The organism is Neisseria sp. HMSC03D10 (genome assembly GCF_001807625.1).
GTDB classification, from domain to species: Bacteria; Pseudomonadota; Gammaproteobacteria; order Burkholderiales; family Neisseriaceae; genus Neisseria; species Neisseria mucosa.
The window spans coordinates 1-17,297 of the sequence record NZ_KV789538.1 but is presented as its reverse complement, the minus strand read 5'-3'; the positions used below and the strand labels follow the sequence as shown (position 1 = coordinate 17,297).

General features: G+C 48.1%; 17 protein-coding genes. 15 read left to right on the top strand and 2 right to left on the bottom strand.

Annotated elements, in window-relative coordinates:
• Window positions 1-145: 145 nt before the first annotated feature.
• Window positions 146-328 carry a hypothetical protein gene (locus tag HMPREF3066_RS12830; RefSeq protein WP_141743189.1) on the bottom strand — a complete coding sequence of 61 codons (183 nt, stop codon included), beginning with the start codon at window positions 326-328 and terminating at the stop codon, window positions 146-148.
• Between the two features lie 471 nt (window positions 329-799).
• Between HMPREF3066_RS12830 and hisS the strand changes: the two genes are divergently transcribed.
• From hisS to HMPREF3066_RS12285, 12 genes are all read left to right on the top strand, one after another.
• Complete coding sequence (hisS, locus tag HMPREF3066_RS06395; RefSeq protein ID WP_039409966.1) at window positions 800-2,095, top strand: histidine--tRNA ligase; 1,296 nt, start codon at window positions 800-802, stop codon at window positions 2,093-2,095.
• Window positions 2,096-2,725, top strand: a complete 630-nt coding sequence (locus HMPREF3066_RS06390) for a YfgM family protein (protein ID WP_003755348.1) — start codon at window positions 2,096-2,098, stop codon at window positions 2,723-2,725.
• 583 nt (window positions 2,726-3,308) lie between these two features.
• Window positions 3,309-4,766 (top strand): ribosome biogenesis GTPase Der, encoded by a 1,458-nt coding sequence (gene der, locus HMPREF3066_RS06385; RefSeq protein WP_070441310.1) that lies wholly within the window; start codon window positions 3,309-3,311, stop codon window positions 4,764-4,766.
• Window positions 4,767-5,135: 369 nt separating this feature from the next.
• On the top strand, window positions 5,136-5,426 hold the full coding sequence (gene hfq / locus HMPREF3066_RS06375) for an RNA chaperone Hfq (RefSeq protein WP_003755341.1): 291 nt from the start codon (window positions 5,136-5,138) through the stop codon (window positions 5,424-5,426).
• A gap of 81 nt (window positions 5,427-5,507) precedes the next feature.
• Window positions 5,508-6,077: a tRNA 5-(aminomethyl)-2-thiouridylate-methyltransferase MnmM gene (gene mnmM / locus HMPREF3066_RS06370; protein WP_070441304.1), complete on the top strand. Its 570-nt coding sequence runs from the start codon at window positions 5,508-5,510 to the stop codon at window positions 6,075-6,077.
• 52 nt (window positions 6,078-6,129) lie between these two features.
• Window positions 6,130-6,504 (top strand): SirB2 family protein, encoded by a 375-nt coding sequence (locus HMPREF3066_RS06365; protein WP_070441301.1) that lies wholly within the window; start codon window positions 6,130-6,132, stop codon window positions 6,502-6,504.
• A gap of 15 nt (window positions 6,505-6,519) precedes the next feature.
• Complete coding sequence (gene folK, locus HMPREF3066_RS06360; RefSeq protein WP_070441298.1) at window positions 6,520-7,014, top strand: 2-amino-4-hydroxy-6-hydroxymethyldihydropteridine diphosphokinase; 495 nt, start codon at window positions 6,520-6,522, stop codon at window positions 7,012-7,014.
• Between the two features lie 222 nt (window positions 7,015-7,236).
• On the top strand, window positions 7,237-7,872 hold the full coding sequence (locus tag HMPREF3066_RS06355; RefSeq protein WP_039409947.1) for a deoxynucleoside kinase: 636 nt from the start codon (window positions 7,237-7,239) through the stop codon (window positions 7,870-7,872).
• A gap of 110 nt (window positions 7,873-7,982) precedes the next feature.
• Window positions 7,983-8,420 (top strand): peroxiredoxin, encoded by a 438-nt coding sequence (locus HMPREF3066_RS06350; RefSeq protein WP_003742666.1) that lies wholly within the window; start codon window positions 7,983-7,985, stop codon window positions 8,418-8,420.
• 170 nt (window positions 8,421-8,590) lie between these two features.
• Window positions 8,591-9,466, top strand: a complete 876-nt coding sequence (gene xerD / locus HMPREF3066_RS06345; RefSeq protein WP_070441295.1) for a site-specific tyrosine recombinase XerD — start codon at window positions 8,591-8,593, stop codon at window positions 9,464-9,466.
• Between the two features lie 248 nt (window positions 9,467-9,714).
• Window positions 9,715-9,915 (top strand): (2Fe-2S)-binding protein, encoded by a 201-nt coding sequence (locus HMPREF3066_RS06340; protein WP_016686532.1) that lies wholly within the window; start codon window positions 9,715-9,717, stop codon window positions 9,913-9,915.
• Between the two features lie 163 nt (window positions 9,916-10,078).
• Window positions 10,079-10,327, top strand: a complete 249-nt coding sequence (locus HMPREF3066_RS12285) for a glutaredoxin family protein (protein WP_049226338.1) — start codon at window positions 10,079-10,081, stop codon at window positions 10,325-10,327.
• Between the two features lie 543 nt (window positions 10,328-10,870).
• Here the strand turns inward: HMPREF3066_RS12285 and rfbD are convergent.
• A complete protein-coding gene (gene rfbD / locus HMPREF3066_RS06330; protein ID WP_039404659.1) occupies window positions 10,871-11,734 on the bottom strand; it encodes a dTDP-4-dehydrorhamnose reductase in 864 nt (287 codons plus the stop codon).
• Window positions 11,735-12,242: 508 nt separating this feature from the next.
• Between rfbD and HMPREF3066_RS13545 the strand changes: the two genes are divergently transcribed.
• The 3 genes from HMPREF3066_RS13545 to pnp all read left to right on the top strand — a co-directional run bounded on the left by HMPREF3066_RS13545 (window position 12,243) and on the right by pnp (window position 17,072).
• Window positions 12,243-13,679 carry a calcium-binding protein gene (locus tag HMPREF3066_RS13545; RefSeq protein ID WP_285046290.1) on the top strand — a complete coding sequence of 479 codons (1,437 nt, stop codon included), beginning with the start codon at window positions 12,243-12,245 and terminating at the stop codon, window positions 13,677-13,679.
• Between the two features lie 167 nt (window positions 13,680-13,846).
• Window positions 13,847-14,713, top strand: coding sequence for a phosphoribosylaminoimidazolesuccinocarboxamide synthase (locus HMPREF3066_RS06315; protein WP_045072284.1), 867 nt, complete (start codon window positions 13,847-13,849; stop codon window positions 14,711-14,713).
• A 238-nt stretch (window positions 14,714-14,951) separates the two neighbouring features.
• Window positions 14,952-17,072, top strand: coding sequence for a polyribonucleotide nucleotidyltransferase (gene pnp, locus HMPREF3066_RS06310; protein WP_003757358.1), 2,121 nt, complete (start codon window positions 14,952-14,954; stop codon window positions 17,070-17,072).
• The last annotated feature ends 225 nt before the right edge of the window (window positions 17,073-17,297 follow it).

Sequence of the window (17,297 nt, the reverse complement as noted above, 5' to 3'; positions counted from 1 at the left end):
GCAGAGGCTGAGACAATGAACACGTTCTAAGAGAAAAGGCAGAATTGTATGGTAACGTCAGTTATTTATGGGAAGAAAGCCGTAATTTAAATGGTATGCTTAAAATAAAGCCAAGGATAAGAGCCTATAAAATATCAATTAGGGATTAATTATACTGCTGTTTAGGACGGTGAAAATCCGGCTTTATTAAATCATTTGTTGGCGGAGTTATAGGAGGAGCTGCTGGTGGATGTTCGCCATCATATTTATCTGCATCTTCTCCATCAAGAAAACCGCTGCTGACTCCAATTTGAATGGTGATGCGAAATGTCAAATTTGTACATAACATTTGCTTTGATGATTGCATTCAATATTATTTTACGCAAATTATATAAAAAATTTGCTTGTAAAAATGGTTGGTGTGAGTTCATCTATTATTTTGTTATCTTTTTTCTTAATATTCACATATTTGTTCATTATGTGAAATGGTGAGATATACGGCAGTCAAGATGATATATGCTGTTGTATATTTATTCTTGGTGAATATAATGAGAATGGTGTTACTCTTTTATACAAATTATTTATGAAGAGGAAGCTGAACGTGATACATCGTTTTTTTACTTGAAGTCCGAAATGTCAGACGGAGTACGCAGTCGGCCAGATAAAATGGTGGCGTGCATTTTGAATTTGAGCCAATAAGGTTGTCTGAAAATTTTTTTAGACGACCTTTTGGCCCAAACCCTTCATTGCCAAAACCTCACAACTCCTTAAAAATCAGCTATAATTGCCGACTATTTTGATTCCGGTATCCCTATTTGAAATGGCACAAAAAATCCAATCCGTCAAAGGCATGAACGACCTTTTGCCCGTCGAACAAAAAGATTTCAAGCTGACCGCTGCGTTTTGGCAGGCGTTTGAAGATGTGGTCGGCCGCTGGACGCGTGCTTATGGTTATCAGCAAATCCGTACGCCGATTGTCGAGCAGACGGGTTTGTTTGTCCGCTCCATCGGCGAAGAAACCGATGTGGTCGGTAAGGAAATGTACACTTTTTCCGATTCCAACGATTCTTTGAGCCTGAGTCTGCGGCCGGAGGGTACGGCATCCTGCCTGCGTGCGGTGGTCGAACACAATCTGTTGTACAACAGCCCGCAAAAGCTGTGGTACATGGGGCCGATGTTCCGCCGCGAGCGTCCGCAAAAAGGACGCTACCGCCAGTTTCATCAGGTCGGTATCGAGGCGTTGGGTTTTGAAGGTCCGGACATCGACGCCGAAATCATCGCGATGTCGGCGGATTTGTGGGACAAGCTGGGTATCCGCGATTACCTGACTTTGGAAATCAACAGCTTGGGTAACCGCGAAGAGCGTGCGGCGCACCGTGCGGCTTTGGTCGAATATCTGACCCGTTATGAAGACAAATTGGATGAAGACAGCAAACGTCGTCTGAAAACCAATCCGTTGCGCGTTTTGGATTCTAAAAATCCCGATTTGCAGGAAATCTGCAATGCCGCGCCGCATTTGACTGATTATCTGGGCGAGGAATCGCGCAATCATTACAGCCGTTTCAAAGCCATGCTGGAAGGCTTGGGCATTCAATATGTTGAAAATCCGCGGCTGGTGCGCGGCTTGGATTATTACAACCAAACCGTTTTTGAATGGACGACCGACAAACTCGGCGCGCAGGCGACGGTGTGCGGCGGCGGCCGTTACGACGGTTTGATTGAAGAACTCGGCGGCAAGCCCGCTCCGTCTATCGGCTTTGCAATGGGCATCGAGCGGCTGCTGCTGCTGGTTAGCGAATACGGTTCGCTGGAAGTCAATGCCGCGCCTGACGTGTACGCCATGCATCAGGGCGAGGGCGCGGATTTGCAAGTGATGAAATACGCGCAAGCCTTACGCGCACAAGGTTTCAACGTGATGCAGCATTCCGGCTATCAAAGCCTGAAAGCGCAAATGAAAAAAGCCGACAACAGCGGCGCGCGCTTTGCCCTGATTGTTGCGCAAGACGAATTGGCGAACGGTACGGTTACGCTTAAAGACATGAACGGCGCACACGGTCAGCAAACCGTCGCCGCCGACGATTTAATCCACACTTTACAACAATGGAAGAACGCATAAATGGCAGCCCATCTCGAAGAACAACAAGAATTAGACAATTTTAAATACTTTTGGAAAAGTACCGGCCGATGGCTGTTTGCCCTGCTGATCGCGGCGGCATTGGGCTATTTGGGCTATACCATGTATAAGAGCCATAAAGCCTCGCAAAGTCAGGAAGCTGCCGAAGTATTGGCGAAAATCGTCGATAAAATGCAGGCAAAAGCCTCGCAAGCCGAAGTGAATGCCGATTTGACCAACCTCCAGCAAAATTACCCGGACTCCATTGCCGCCGCGCAAGCGACGCTGATGGCGGCTGCGACCGAATATGATGCCCGCCGTTACGATGTGGCGGAAGGTCATCTGAACTGGGTGTTGAAAAACCAAAAAGCCCCGCTGGTTCAAGCATTGGCGGCGCAGCGTTTGGGTATCGTCCTGTTGCAGCAGAAAAAATACGATGCCGCGATTGCCGCTTTGAATACGAAAGTTGAAGCCGATTTCGAGCCGCTGCTTTTGGAAGCGAAAGGCGATGTTTATGCCGCGCAAAACAAAACCAAAGAAGCTGCGCAAAGCTATCAGCAGGCTTTGGAAAAGCTGCCTAAAGACGCCATCGAACGCGAATTGCTGCAAATGAAGCTGGATTCGCAAAAATAAGGTCGTCTGAAAAATTGAGAGACGTATGCGGCTTGTCGGAATCTTTCCGGCAAGCCTTGTCTGTTTTAATTGTGTTCCACTATATTTTCAGACGACCTTTTGTTTGAATATGCATCATGCAGGGACAAGATTCGCCGAACAGGTCGTCTGAAAAGGCAGATTATTTGGCTTTGCGTTTGAGTAGAAAATACATAGGTACGATATAAAAAAGCGTGCTGATAATTAATGAGACTATGATTTTGAGTGGTCGGTCTGTTTGATACACGCCGAGCAATAAGCCAATCCCGAAATTTACAGGGAGAAAAATGCATAGTGATGTTAAGATGATTTTTTTCATTGCGTAAAATCCATTAACTATGGCTGGATGAAACTCGCCATACCATATTTGTAGTTGATAAGCGCAGGCAAGTTCCCCAAGTCAAAGATGGCTGTATGGGACGGAAATTCCAGCTCAAGCCATTGTTGCTGTTGAATCTATTTTCAGACGACCCCTTATCTTTTTTAACCTACCGTGTTTTGAAAAACACCTGCTCGTGTTGCAGGTTCGATTCCGAACCGACACTTGACACAGAAAGACCTCATCATGAAACCCACCATCGCCCTTGTCGGCCGCCCGAATGTTGGCAAATCCACCTTGTTCAACCGCCTGACGCGCACCAAAGACGCGCTTGTGCACGACCTGCCCGGCCTGACCCGCGACCGCCATTACGGACACGGCAAAATCGGCAGCAAACCTTATCTCGTCATCGATACCGGCGGTTTCGAGCCGGTTGTGGACAGCGGCATTTTGCACGAAATGGCGAAGCAGACTTTGCAGGCTGTCGATGAAGCCGACGCCGTTGTGTTCTTGGTGGACGGTCGCACCGGCTTGACCCCGCAAGACAAAATCATCGCCGACCGTCTGCGCCAAAGCCCGCGCCCCGTTTATCTGGCGGTAAACAAAGGAGAAGGCGGCAACAGAGCCGTGCTTGCCGCCGAGTTTTACGAGCTGGCATTGGGCGAGCCGCACGTTATTTCCGGTGCGCACGGCGACGGTGTGTATTACCTGATTGAAGAAATTTTAGAAAACTTCCCTGAGCCTGAAGCCGAAGAAGCCGATGTAAAACATCCTGTTTTTGCCGTTATCGGTCGTCCGAATGTCGGCAAATCCACGCTGGTTAACGCCATTCTCGGCGAAGAGCGCGTGATTGCCTTCGATATGGCAGGCACGACGCGCGACAGCATCCACATCGATTTCGAACGCGAAGGCAAACCGTTTACCATCATCGATACCGCAGGCGTGCGTCGTCGCGGCAAAGTTGATGAGGCTGTGGAAAAGTTCTCCGTTATCAAAGCGATGCAGGCGGTTGAGGCGGCAAACGTTGCCGTTTTGGTATTGGACGCGCAGCAAGACATCGCCGACCAAGATGCCACGATTGCCGGTTTCGCCTTGGAAGCAGGGCGCGCGCTGGTGGTTGCCGTCAATAAATGGGACGGCATCAACGAAGAGCGCCGCGAGCAAATCAAACGCGACATTTCCCGCAAACTGTATTTCCTCGATTTTGCCAAGTTCCACTTCATTTCCGCATTGAAAGAACGCGGTATAGACGGGTTGTTCGACAGCATTCAGGCAGCCTACAACGCCGCCATGATCAAGATGCCGACGCCGAAAATTACCCGCGTCCTGCAAAGCGCCGTCGAACGCCAACAGCCGCCGCGCGCAGGTTTGGTACGCCCGAAAATGCGCTATGCCCACCAAGGCGGCATGAACCCGCCCGTGATTGTGGTACACGGTAATTCGCTGCACGCGATTTCTGACAGCTATACGCGTTACCTGACCCAGACGTTCCGCAAAGCCTTCAACCTGCAAGGTACGCCGCTGCGGATTCAATACAATGTTTCGGAAAACCCGTATGAAAATGCGGAAGACAAACCGAAGAAAAAACCGCTGCGCCGCGTCAGCCTGAGCAACCGCATCGAAAAACGCGAAGGCCGCAAGGAAGAGAAAAACCGTTTTAAAAAGAAAACCAAAGTCAGCGTGAAAAAACAGCACAGCAAATAAATCTGACGGAACAAGGGGCGTGCCACGAGGTATGCCCCCTTTTAGATTGCAGCCGGGGTGAGTAGGGCGGTTGGAGGTGAATCCTCTTAAAGGTTTTAGCTAAGGTATTGTAATAAAAATATTTTATCTGATAGTAAGGTCGTCTGAAAATCCAAATCTGCCAACCTGTTCCCTATGGTAAAAATCGTTCGTATTGAAATGATTTGTATAATACATCCGGGTAAAAAATCGTTGGAAAGCCCGTCGTTTGATAGAGGTTTGCATATTCTTACGGAAAAATAGTTGGTAATTTTTCTCGTTCGGGTCTACAATCCGACTCATGTTCGTTTTCAAAACGATTTCAAAATCATAATAATGGAGCTTATGAATATGACAGCTAAAGGACAAATGTTACAAGATCCTTTTTTGAATGCGTTGCGTAAAGAGCACGTTCCGGTTTCGATTTATCTGGTCAACGGTATCAAACTGCAAGGCCAAGTCGAGTCGTTTGACCAATACGTCGTTCTGCTGCGTAATACTTCCGTTACCCAAATGGTTTATAAACACGCCATCTCAACGATCGTTCCTGCCCGTGCCGTGAGCCTGCAACACGAGAACAAACCCCAAGCCGCTGCGGCTGCTCCGGTTCAAGTTGAGACCGTGCAACAACCTGCCGAATAATGTATGTAACGCATTAATCGATTCTGATACCTTACCGCTTGGTCGGTAAGGTATTTTTATTTTCAGACGACCTTTAATTTTATGCAGCTCGAAAACATCCTCCCTTTTGCACACATGCTTCTCAAACAAGCCTTAAAACCCGATGCCCGCGCTTTGGACGGTACGGCGGGAAACGGCAACGATACGCTGATGCTGGCGCGTTCGATCGGCAGCGGCGGGAAAGTGTGGGCGTTTGACGTTCAAGAGCAGGCATTGGCAAACACCCGAATGCGCTTGGAAGAAGCGGGCATAGCGGATAGGGCGGAATTGATATTGGATGGACATGAAAACCTTGCCGCCCATATCCGCGAACCGTTGGACGCGGCGGTATTCAATTTCGGCTGGCTGCCCGGCGGCGATAAAAGCTGTACGACAGAAGCGGCAACCAGTATCCGTGCGTTGGCATCCGCCTTGTCGCTGCTGAAAACGGGCGGGGTGGCGGTTGCCGTGCTGTATCCGGGACATGAGGCGGGGCAGCATGAAGCGCAGGCAATCGAAGATTGGGCGCAGCGGTTGCCGCAGGATGAATTCGCCGTTTTGCGTTATGGTTTTATCAACCGCCGCAACCGCCCGCCGTATTTGTTGGCGTTTGAAAAGTTACGTCAAGAATGAATGTTTGGGGTAGAATAGGCGCTTCTTTCAAAAACAATAACGTGCGACCGCTATGCAATATCTGTTTGTAAAATACAGCCATCAGATTTTCGTCACCATCACCATTTTGGTGTTCAATATCCGCTTCTTCCTGCTTTGGCGGCATCCCGACAAACCTTTGGCGGGATTCTGGAAAGCCCTTCCCCACCTCAACGACACCATGCTGCTCTTTACCGGCTTGTGGCTGATGAAGATTACCCACTTTTCGCCCTTCAATTCGCTGTGGCTCGGCAGTAAAATCCTGCTGCTGCTGGTTTACATCGGGCTGGGTATGGTCATGATGCGTTCCCGTCCGCGTTCGCCGAAGTTTTACGCCATTTATGTTTTGTCGATGGCTTGCGTCGGCTGCATCGTCTATCTTGCCAAAACCAAAACGCTGCCGTTTTAAAGAGGTCGTCTGAAAATGCCGCAAACTCATTTTGCCGTCATCGCTTTGGGCAGCAACCTTGCCGAGCCTGCCCGCCAAGTCCGCGCCGCCTTGTCCGCGATGGAGGCGCATCCGCAGATTCAAATCGAAAAAACTTCCTCGCTGTATGTGACCGCGCCGGTCGGCTACGACGATCAGCCTGATTTCGTCAATGCCGTTTGTTCCGTCCGCACTTCATTGGACGGCGTTTCGCTGCTTACCGTGTTGAACCGCATCGAGGCGGATTTCGGGCGGGAACGCACATTCCGAAACGCCCCGCGCACATTGGACTTGGACATCATCGATTTTGACGGCATTTCCAGCAGTGACCCGCATCTGACCCTACCACATCCGCGCGCGCACGAACGCAGCTTTGTGATGAAGCCGCTGGCTGAAATCCTGCCCGATTTTGTTTTGGGCGGACACGGACGGGCGGCGGATTTGGCGGCTGCTTTGGGCGAGGAAGGAATACGCCTGTTGGCAGCCGTTTGAAGCAAGACGGTGAAATAAAAACGCCTGTTTGTTTCAATCGCGTGTCAAAGTTTTTATTTGAAGCTAGCTCGGTTCAAAAGGTCGTCTGAAAAGGAAAATGGCTTGGCAGTTTCCTTTTTCAGACGACCTTTCAAGAAGGACGGCGGCAGGTTTGGGCAAACTCCGTCGGTCTGATAAAATGCCACCTTTCCAAAATATCAAAACAAAATCATCCATCAAACCATGAACTACCGTTATATTGTCGTCGAAGGCTCCATCGGCAGCGGGAAAAACGCCTTGAGCCGCCGCCTTGCAGAACATTTCAGCGCGCTGTCGCTGGCGGAAAACCCCGAACACAACCCCTTCCTCATGAAGTTTTACGCCAACGCCTCCCATCACGGCTTGGCAACCGAGCTTTTTTTCCTGATGCGCCGCGCCGAAAGCGTGGACATCATCAAAAACGAATACGCACAAGGCGGCATGGTCGTCGCCGATTTCCTGTTGGAAAAGGACCGGATTTTCACGCCGGTCGTGTTGAATGAAGACGAGCAGCAGCTCTTCGCCGATTTGAAACAAAAAATCCTGCCGCAGTATCCCGCGCCCGATTTGGTGATCTACCTGCAAACCGCCGTGGACGGCAACCGCAAACGCCTGCAAAAACGCGGCGACGGCATCATCAATCTCTTCCCCGAAGGCTATTTGGGGCGGATACACGAGGGATACAGCCAGTTTTTCCACCTTTATCAAAACGCCCCGCTGCTGACCGTCAATGCCGACGAGTTGGACTTGCAAGGCAATGATGAACATTTCCGGCTGTTGCTCAATGCGCTGAATGATTTGCAGGGAACGCGCAATTATCTGAATTTGAGCGAACGCTGACGCAGTTTGCAAGATTGTGGTGAAACGCCGAAGCGGCTATGTTGGGGGATTCATTTTATTTCCTTGCCCGCTACTACGTTTCCGTCTTAGGTCGTCTGAAAGGAGACATCATGACCCAATACCGATTCACTTTGCCCTCAAGCAGCGGCAACGACTTCGATTCTGCCGAACATCTGCCGCTGATTGTTTATTTCTACCCCAAAGACAGCACGCCCGGCTGCACCACCGAAGGCTTGGATTTCAACGCCCGTTTGCCGCAATTCAAAGAACTCGGCTATACCGTCGTCGGCATCTCGCGCGACGGCGTGAAATCGCATCAGAATTTCTGCGCCAAGCAAGGCTTCAATTTTGAATTGTTGAGCGACAAAGACGAAACCGTGTGTAAAATGTTTGACGTGATCAAGCTGAAAAAGCTCTACGGCAAAGAGTCTTTGGGTATTGAACGCAGCACATTCGTATTGGACGCAAACGGCGAAATCATCCACGAATGGCGCAAAGTCAAAGTCGCTGGACACGCGCAGGAAGTTTTGGAAACACTGTCCCGATAAACCGTAATGCAGCAAAAGGTCGTCTGAAAACGAACATGGTGGGCTCTGCCCAAGCAGGTTTTCATTTTCAGACGACCTTTTATAATGGACGTCAATCAGGGCAGGGTTGCTTGTCCTGATTCATATTCAATCCACGATACACACCATCTTTGGACTGCCCGTAAAACCCCATGACCAACGAACTCATAGACAAACTGCTCGAATCGCTGTGGCTGCAAGACCGTCTCAGCCATAACACCTTGCAAGGCTACCGCCGTGATTTGGAAAAAATCGCCGCGCGCTTGGAAGCGGGCGGACATACCTGGCTGGATGCCGAAGCCGCCGATTTAGCGGACGCCGTCTATGCGGCAGACGAAAAACACAGCTCGCAGGCGCGCGCCCTGTCCGCCTGCAAACGCCTATACGCCTGGTTAGAAGAAACCGAGCGTCGGACGGACAACCCGACCCGTTTCCTCAAAGCCCCGAAACAGACGCAAAAGCTGCCCACACTGATTACCGAAGCGCAAATCGAAAACCTGCTCGCCGCGCCCGATACCGATACGCCGCACGGCCTGCGCGACAAAGCCCTGCTCGAAGTCATGTACGCCACAGGTTTACGCGTAACCGAAGCCGTCAAGCTCCAACTGGGCGACCTCGACCTCAACCGAGGCTGCATCCGCACCATAGGCAAAGGCGACAAACTGCGTATCGTGCCTATGGGCGAAGAAGCCGTTTACTGGGTCGAACGCTATTGCGCCGAATCGCGCCCGCTGCTGCTCAAAAACAAAATCTGCGACGAAGTCTTCGTCAGCCAAAAACGCAGCGGCATCTCCCGCCAACTCGCGTGGATGATTGTCAAAAATTATGCGGACGCCGCCGGCATCACTTCGCTCAGCCCGCACGGCCTGCGCCACGCCTTCGCCACCCACCTCGTCAACCACGGCGTCGATTTGCGTGCCGTACAACTCATGCTCGGACACGCCAACATCAACACCACCCAAATCTACACCCACGTCGCCAACATCCGCTTGAAAAACATCGTTGACGAACACCATTCGCGGAATTAAACGATTCTATTGAAAAAGGTCGCCTGAAAACGGAAATTTCGTTTTCAGACGACCTTTTTTGTTGATATGGCATTAAACATTCAAAATGAGTTAATTTATAAAATATCAATCGAAATATATATTTCAATAGAAAATTACCAAGATAAACCAAGAGGTAAACCTTGCAATGCAAACAGTTTTTATTTATATTCATGTTTAAGAATAAAACACACTATCAATACTGAGCGAAAGAAAACACGGAGCACATTATGTTTGTCTGCATCTGCAACGCCATTACCGACCACGAAATCAAAGAAACCATCGCCGCCGGCGCAAGTACGATGAGCGATTTGCAGGCTCAATTAGGAGTAGCTACTTGCTGTGGGTGTTGCAGCGAATTGGCTGCTTCGTTTCTGAATATCAACAATGCCCAAACTACCATTACCGCTGGTATTAATGTTCAGTCTTAATTTCATCTAGAATTCAAACAAGGTCGTCTGAAACCAAAATCTTTGGTTTCAGACGACCTTTTGCATCTACTCTAAAATAAAACAGTATATGCCGAACTGCCGTTTTGAAGTTAATCGGCTATACCTTACAATCTCGATTTCCGTTTACAGTAAAGAGTCTATTATGAAACTGACGTTGATGTTTCGCGAATATTGCAGCCTCTGCCACAAAATGCGCGAACAGCTTAAACCATATCAAGAAAGATTTGGCTTTGAGCTGGAAATTCTTGATGTTGATGAAGATCCTGTCTTGGAGGAAAAATATAATGAACTTGTCCCTGTTTTGCTTGATGGCGAAACAGAAATTTGCCATTGGTTTTTGGATGGGGAAAAATTGAAAACCTTTTTGGAAACAAAATGTGATGGGGTATAACGGCTGAAAGTATTTCTGTTTTGATAAGTTGGTTTCGATAAATTGAAAACAGCTCGTCTGAAAAATTTTCAAAGAATTTCAGGATTTTGTTCTTACGCTACCGCTATATGAATAAAAGGCTGCCTGATTTTTATTTCAGACAACCTTTGAAATATCATGAGGGGTAAGCATCATCCCCTCTGTTTTGTTTAACCGGCTACGGGTGTAGTCGGAGCAACCGGTTTTCTGGTGAAGGAGGCGCGTTTTGCGGCTTGGTAAATAGCCAGTCGTCTGCGATGTGGCATTATTTTTCCTTTCTGTGATTTAAAGGATTATCCCGAAACGAAAGATAAATAAAATCATAAATTTACCGTTTAATAATCCTGTCGTTGATTGTTTATTGGGCTTTTATCGCTTATTCAATATATTGTGAGATGTTAGATTATAATGATAGCTGTTTTTTATTTAAACTAAAAGATGAATTGTGTAAAGTTAAATACCTGTTTCGTAAGGCTTGACGTTTATATAAAAAAGCCCCTGATAACAGGGGCTTTTCAGTAAAGATTAGTCCAATTTACCGATGATGTCGTTTAAAGCTTTTTGCCAGTCAGAGGGTTTGATGCCGTAATCGTTTTCGATTTTTCGACAATCCATAATACTGTACTCGGGACGTGGTGCAGGAAGAGGATATTGATCAGTGGTGATGGGTGTTAATTGCGGCATTTTGAAATTATTGTCATGTTTTAGTGCTGTTTGAAAGATAGTTTGACTGAATTCATACCAAGTAACAGATTTGTTGCCGCCGAAGTGGTAGATCCCTCTAGAAGGCGATGGGTGTTGCAAAAGGGTAATGATGGCTTGCGCCAAATCCCCCGCATAGGTCGGGCATCCGATTTGATCGTTGACAACGGAAAGGCTGTCTCGTTCTTTTGCCAAGCGCAGCATGGTTTTAACAAAATTATTGCCGTATTCGCTAAATAGCCAAGAGGTACGGATAATTGTGCTTTCCGGATTAGCGGCAAGCGCGAGTAGTTCGCCGGTGGCTTTAGTGCGGCCATATACGCTTTGCGGATTGGTGTAGTCATGTTCACGATAGGGCGTTTTGCTTGTCCCGTCGAAAACGTAATCGGTCGATACATGGATAAATCGGGCATGAACAGAACGTGCCGCATCGGCAAGGTTGTGAACGGCTGCGGCGTTAACGGCAAATGCTGCAGGAACGTTTGTTTCTGCGCGATCGACAGCGGTATAGGCAGCGGCATTGACAATTGCATCGGGTTGAAAGCTTTGAACCATATTGCGTACAGCATCAGCATCTGTAATATCCAAGGAAGAGGAGTCAGTAGCAATCAGCTCCCAATTATCAGGAAGTCGGTCTCGGAAGCAGTGTGCGAGTTGTCCTTTAGAGCCTGTCAGCAGAGTCCTCATGGTATATCTCCTTAATGAATATTGTTTCGGCAAGATGGACATCATTATAGAGCAAACATCAGCTCTTAACAGCATTTTACGCCTTCACCGTTTTGAACTTATGTTTATCGGAAAATTTGAACGGGGTAAGGAACGATCGTTGCAATGTCTCGCTAATATTTGGTGGTAAGATAAGACGGATGATGAAAAATTTTGTTTGAAGAGGGAAAAAAGGAATCTCTGTTGTGGAAAAAAACAATAAATAGTACGTTGAAATAAATAATATTATTTCGACAAAATAATCAATATCTTGTTTTTTAAAAAGGAATTATCATTAGAATAAAGTGTCAATTTAAATTTGATTGCTTTAAAAAATGTTTCCATTCGTCTGAAATTTCAACCGTTAGCGAATTGAAAAACAGTTAATCATGAAATATCACTAGAATAACAGTGTAGGCAGTTTGATCAGTTTGCTTTTTGACAAAAGGCCTATGCTTCTTAATTACATATATTCTGGGAGTGATTTATCATGACTTATCATTATGGCGGCTATTCTTCTAAAGCCCACTTCAACTCATACTGCCCTCCGGCTAAACCCTACAATCCTTACTGCCCTCCTAGCCATGGCGGTTTCGGTTACAAAGGCGGTTTCCATAACTACGGTTCTTCACACGGCTTCAAAATGCCTCACGGCAAATTCGGTCATGGCGCCTACTGCCCTCCGCCGAAACCCGTGTACAAATGCATTATTATTGATTTCAAATGCAATCCGGGTAAACCTTATTACCCTAAACCAGCTCCAAAACCGGTTCCTCCAAAGCATGTTGATCCTTACTGCCCACCGGTTGAACCAAAACCACAGCCTCAACCACACCCACAACCACAACCTAAGCCGCAGCCACAACCTCAGCCGCAGCCTAAACCTCAACCGCAGCCGCAGCCGCAGCCTAAACCTCAACCGCAGCCCAAACCGCAGCCTAAACCCAACGATAAAGACTGCAAAGATTGTGTTGATGATCAAAACCAACAAAATACCTACGGACATGACGACAAAAATCCGGGCAACATTATCCATGTTGATGGTTCGACCAAAGATAAAAATGGCCTGACCAATACCGTAGGTACTGATAAGAAAGATACCATTTACGGTACTAGTGGTGAAGACGTGATTTATGGCGGCGACGGTGCCGACGTGATTTACGGCGGTGACGGCAACGACACTTTGCAAGGCGGTAACAACGGCGACTCTCTGTACGGTCAAGGCGGTAAAGACTACCTGCAAGGCGGTGACGGTAACGACTACTTGAACGGTGGTGCCGACGCTGACATCATGCGCGGTGGTGATGGTAATGACGTTTACTTTGTTGATCACAAAGGCGACGAAGTTATCGAATATGGTAATTTAAACGGCGGTATTGATACTGTCCGTACAGTAATCGACTACACCCTGACCGACAACGTTGAACACCTGTTCTTGCAAGGTTCCGGCAACCTCAACGGTACTGGTAACGCTCTGAACAACGACATCAACGGCAACTCCGGCAACAACCACCTGTACGGCTTGGCAGGCGACGACTGTCTGGTTGGTAAAGACGGTAACGACTACCTCGACGGCGGCATCGGCAACGATGTCCTGATCGGCGGTACCGGCGACGATACCTACTTCTTCGATAAAGGTTACGGTCGTGACACCATCCAAGACGAAAGCGGTAACGATACCCTGCAATTCGGCAAAGGTATTTCTGCTTCCGACGTGTTGTTGAGCAAAACAGGCAACAGCCTGACCGTATCTGTCGGCGGCGGTGACACTGTTACCATTGACGACTGGTTCTCCGGTAACAACCATAAGATCGAAAACTTCAAGTTTGCCGATGGCAGTACTTACGAAGTAACCGGTCATGGCGATTACTACTCTCTGTCAGCTGTAAACAGCATCCAACAACAAACCCAAGTGCCTAGCATCTAATCTCTGATTAGCAATACTTAGGATTGATAAGGTCGTCTGAAAGCGTCTGCATCCGTGCAAAACGTTTTCAGACGACCTATTTTGTAAACAATCTGACCCAAAAATCCAAATTCGGATAAAATAACGGAATCCTGTTTAAACCGAGTCAGCGAAGGGAGAAACCTGAAATGTCCGAAATCAGCTTGAAAAAGATTTACTCCGGAAAAGTGCGAGATTTATACGAAATCGACAGCAAGCGCATGTTGATGGTCGCATCCGACCGATTGTCTGCATTTGACGTGATTTTAGACAATCCGATTCCGGGTAAAGGAGAAATTTTGACGCAGATTTCCAATTTCTGGTTTCAAAAACTGGCGCATATCATGCCCAATCATTTTACCGGCGATACGGTTTATGATGTGTTGCCTGAACGTGAAGCCAAAGCCATCGAGAAACGCGCGGTTGTCGCCAAAAAACTGACTCCTGTCAAAGTAGAGGCGATTGTGCGCGGTTATTTGGCGGGCAGCGGGTGGAAAGATTACCAAAAAAACGGTTCTGTATGTGGCATCAAACTTCCCGAAGGGATGAAAGAAGCGCAGCAGCTTCCGGAAGTGATTTTTACCCCGTCCACCAAGGCTGCCGTCGGTGATCATGATGAAAACATCAGTTTTGAAGAATGCGAACGCATTATCGGTAAAGAGTTGGCGGCTGAAGTGCGCGCTAAAGCCATTCAGCTTTATACGGAAGCCGCAGAATATGCAAAATCACGCGGTATCATCATATGCGATACCAAATTTGAATTCGGGCTGGATGAAAACGGTACATTAACCCTGATGGATGAAGTACTGACGCCCGATTCCAGCCGCTTTTGGCCGGCTGACCAATATCAAGTCGGCACTAATCCGCCGTCTTTTGACAAGCAATTTGTTCGGGATTGGTTGGAGCAAAGCGGTTGGAACAAAAAAGCTCCGGCACCGGACGTCCCTAGCGATGTTATTCAGAAAACAGTTGATAAATATCGGGAAGCATTAAATCTTTTAACCAACGAATCATAAATTTGATAAAAGGTCGTCTGAAACACAGAAGTATGTTTCAGACGACCTTTCGCTGTCATGAATGCTTGGATTTACTTACATTTGCTATTATAATGCGCGTTTGGATTGACCGTTTGAAGTCGTCTGAAAAATTATAGTTTTTACCAACCGCCGCACACCTGAAACCCTAACTATGCACATTCTCACTTTTAGTGTGCATTATTAGTGTTTTAGCGTGCGGCATTCTGAAAGGAACGAAATGTTCGATAAACACGTTAAAACCTTCCAATATGGCAATCACACCGTTACTTTGGAAACCGGCGAAATTGCGCGCCAAGCCGCCGCGGCTGTTAAAGTATCGATGGGCGACACAGTTGTTTTGGTTGCTGTTACCACCAATAAAGAAGTCAAAGAAGGTCAAGACTTCTTCCCTCTGACTGTTGATTACCTTGAACGTACTTACGCCGCAGGTAAAATCCCTGGCGGTTTCTTTAAGCGCGAAGGCAAACAAAGTGAAAAAGAAATCCTGACCAGCCGTCTGATTGACCGTCCTATCCGCCCGCTGTTCCCTGAAGGTTTCTACCACGACATCCAAATCGTTGCGATGGTGGTTTCCGTTGACCCTGAAATCGATTCCGACATCCCTGCCATGCTCGGCGCGTCCGCTGCGCTGGTGTTGAGCGGCGTACCGTTTGCCGGTCCGATTGGTGCCGCGCGTGTAGGTTATGTAAACGGCGTGTACGTATTGAACCCGACCAAAGCCGAATTGGCTAAATCCAAGCTGGATTTGGTGGTTGCAGGTACATCCAAAGCCGTTTTAATGGTGGAATCTGAAGCTAAAATCCTACCTGAAGACGTGATGCTGGGTGCCGTCGTTTACGGTCACGACCAAATGCAGGTAGCGATTAACGCCATCAATGAATTCGCCGACGAAGTAAACCCTGAAGTATGGGATTGGAAAGCGCCTGAAACCAATGAAGAATTGGTTGCCAAAGTGCGCGAAATCGCAGGCGAAGCCATTAAAGAAGCGTTCAAAATCCGTCAAAAACAAGCGCGTTCCGCTAAATTGGACGAGGCTTGGAATGCAGTGAAAGATGCGCTGATTACCGAAGAAACCGATACTCTGGCTGCCAACGAAATCAAGGGCATTTTCAAACATTTGGAAGCCGACGTTGTCCGCACCCAAATTTTGGAAGGTCAGCCGCGTATCGATGGTCGCGATACCCGTACTGTCCGTCCGCTGAACATCCAAACCGGCGTATTGCCGCGTACACACGGTTCTGCCCTGTTTACCCGCGGCGAAACCCAAGCCCTTGCCGTAGCGACTTTGGGTACTTCGCGCGACGAACAAATTATTGATGCGCTTTCTGGCGAATACACCGACCGCTTTATGCTGCATTACAACTTCCCGCCGTATTCTACCGGCGAAGTAGGTCGCGTCGGCGCGCCGAAACGCCGCGAAATCGGACATGGCCGTTTAGCAAAACGCGCATTGGTTGCCGTATTGCCGTCTCCTGAAGAATTCAGCTACACCATGCGTGTTGTTTCCGAGATTACCGAGTCCAACGGTTCGTCTTCTATGGCTTCCGTCTGCGGTGGCTGTTTGAGCTTGCTGTCTGCCGGCGTGCCTTTGAAAGCACACGTTGCCGGTATCGCAATGGGTCTGATTTTGGACAACAACAAATTCGCCGTGTTGACCGACATCTTGGGTGATGAGGATCACTTGGGCGATATGGACTTTAAAGTTGCCGGTACGACCGAAGGCGTAACCGCGCTGCAAATGGACATCAAAATCCAAGGCATTACCAAAGAAATCATGCAGATTGCTTTGGCGCAAGCCAAAGACGCGCGTCTGCACATCTTGGAACAGATGAAAGCCGCCGTGGCAGGTCCGCAAGAGCTGTCTGCTCACGCTCCGCGCCTGTTTACCATGAAAATCAACCAAGACAAAATCCGTGAAGTCATTGGCAAAGGCGGTGAAACCATCCGTGCGATTACCGCTGAAACCGGTACTGAAATCAATATCGCGGAAGACGGCACCATCACTATTGCCGCAACCACTCAAGAAGCCGGCGACGCTGCGAAAAAACGCATCGAAGAAATCACTGCCGAAGTGGAAGTGGGCAAAGTGTACGAAGGTACTGTGGTTAAAATCCTCGACAACAACGTTGGTGCCATCGTCAGCGTGATGCCGGGCAAAGACGGTTTGGTACACATCAGCCAAATCGCCCACGAGCGCGTACGCAACGTCAGCGACTATCTGCAAGTCGGTCAGGTTGTGAATGTGAAAGCATTGGAAGTGGACGACCGCGGTCGCGTGCGTCTGTCTATCAAAGCATTGACCGAAGCTCCTGCGCGCGAAGAAAAAGCGCCTGAATAATCGTTGAGCCGATTTTGATTGATAAAAGGTCGTCTGAAAGATTTCAGACGACCTTTTTTGCTGAATACGGATGAAAAAGTAGGGATAGGAATATGAAGTTGATTTGTCTTGTGTCGGAACTTTGATTTATCTTTCCTTTTAAGCAGCAATTAGGGAGAATGCTGAAAAGGTCGTCTGAAAACCATTTTCCTTGATTTGAACTGCACCCCAAAAGTTGGACATCCC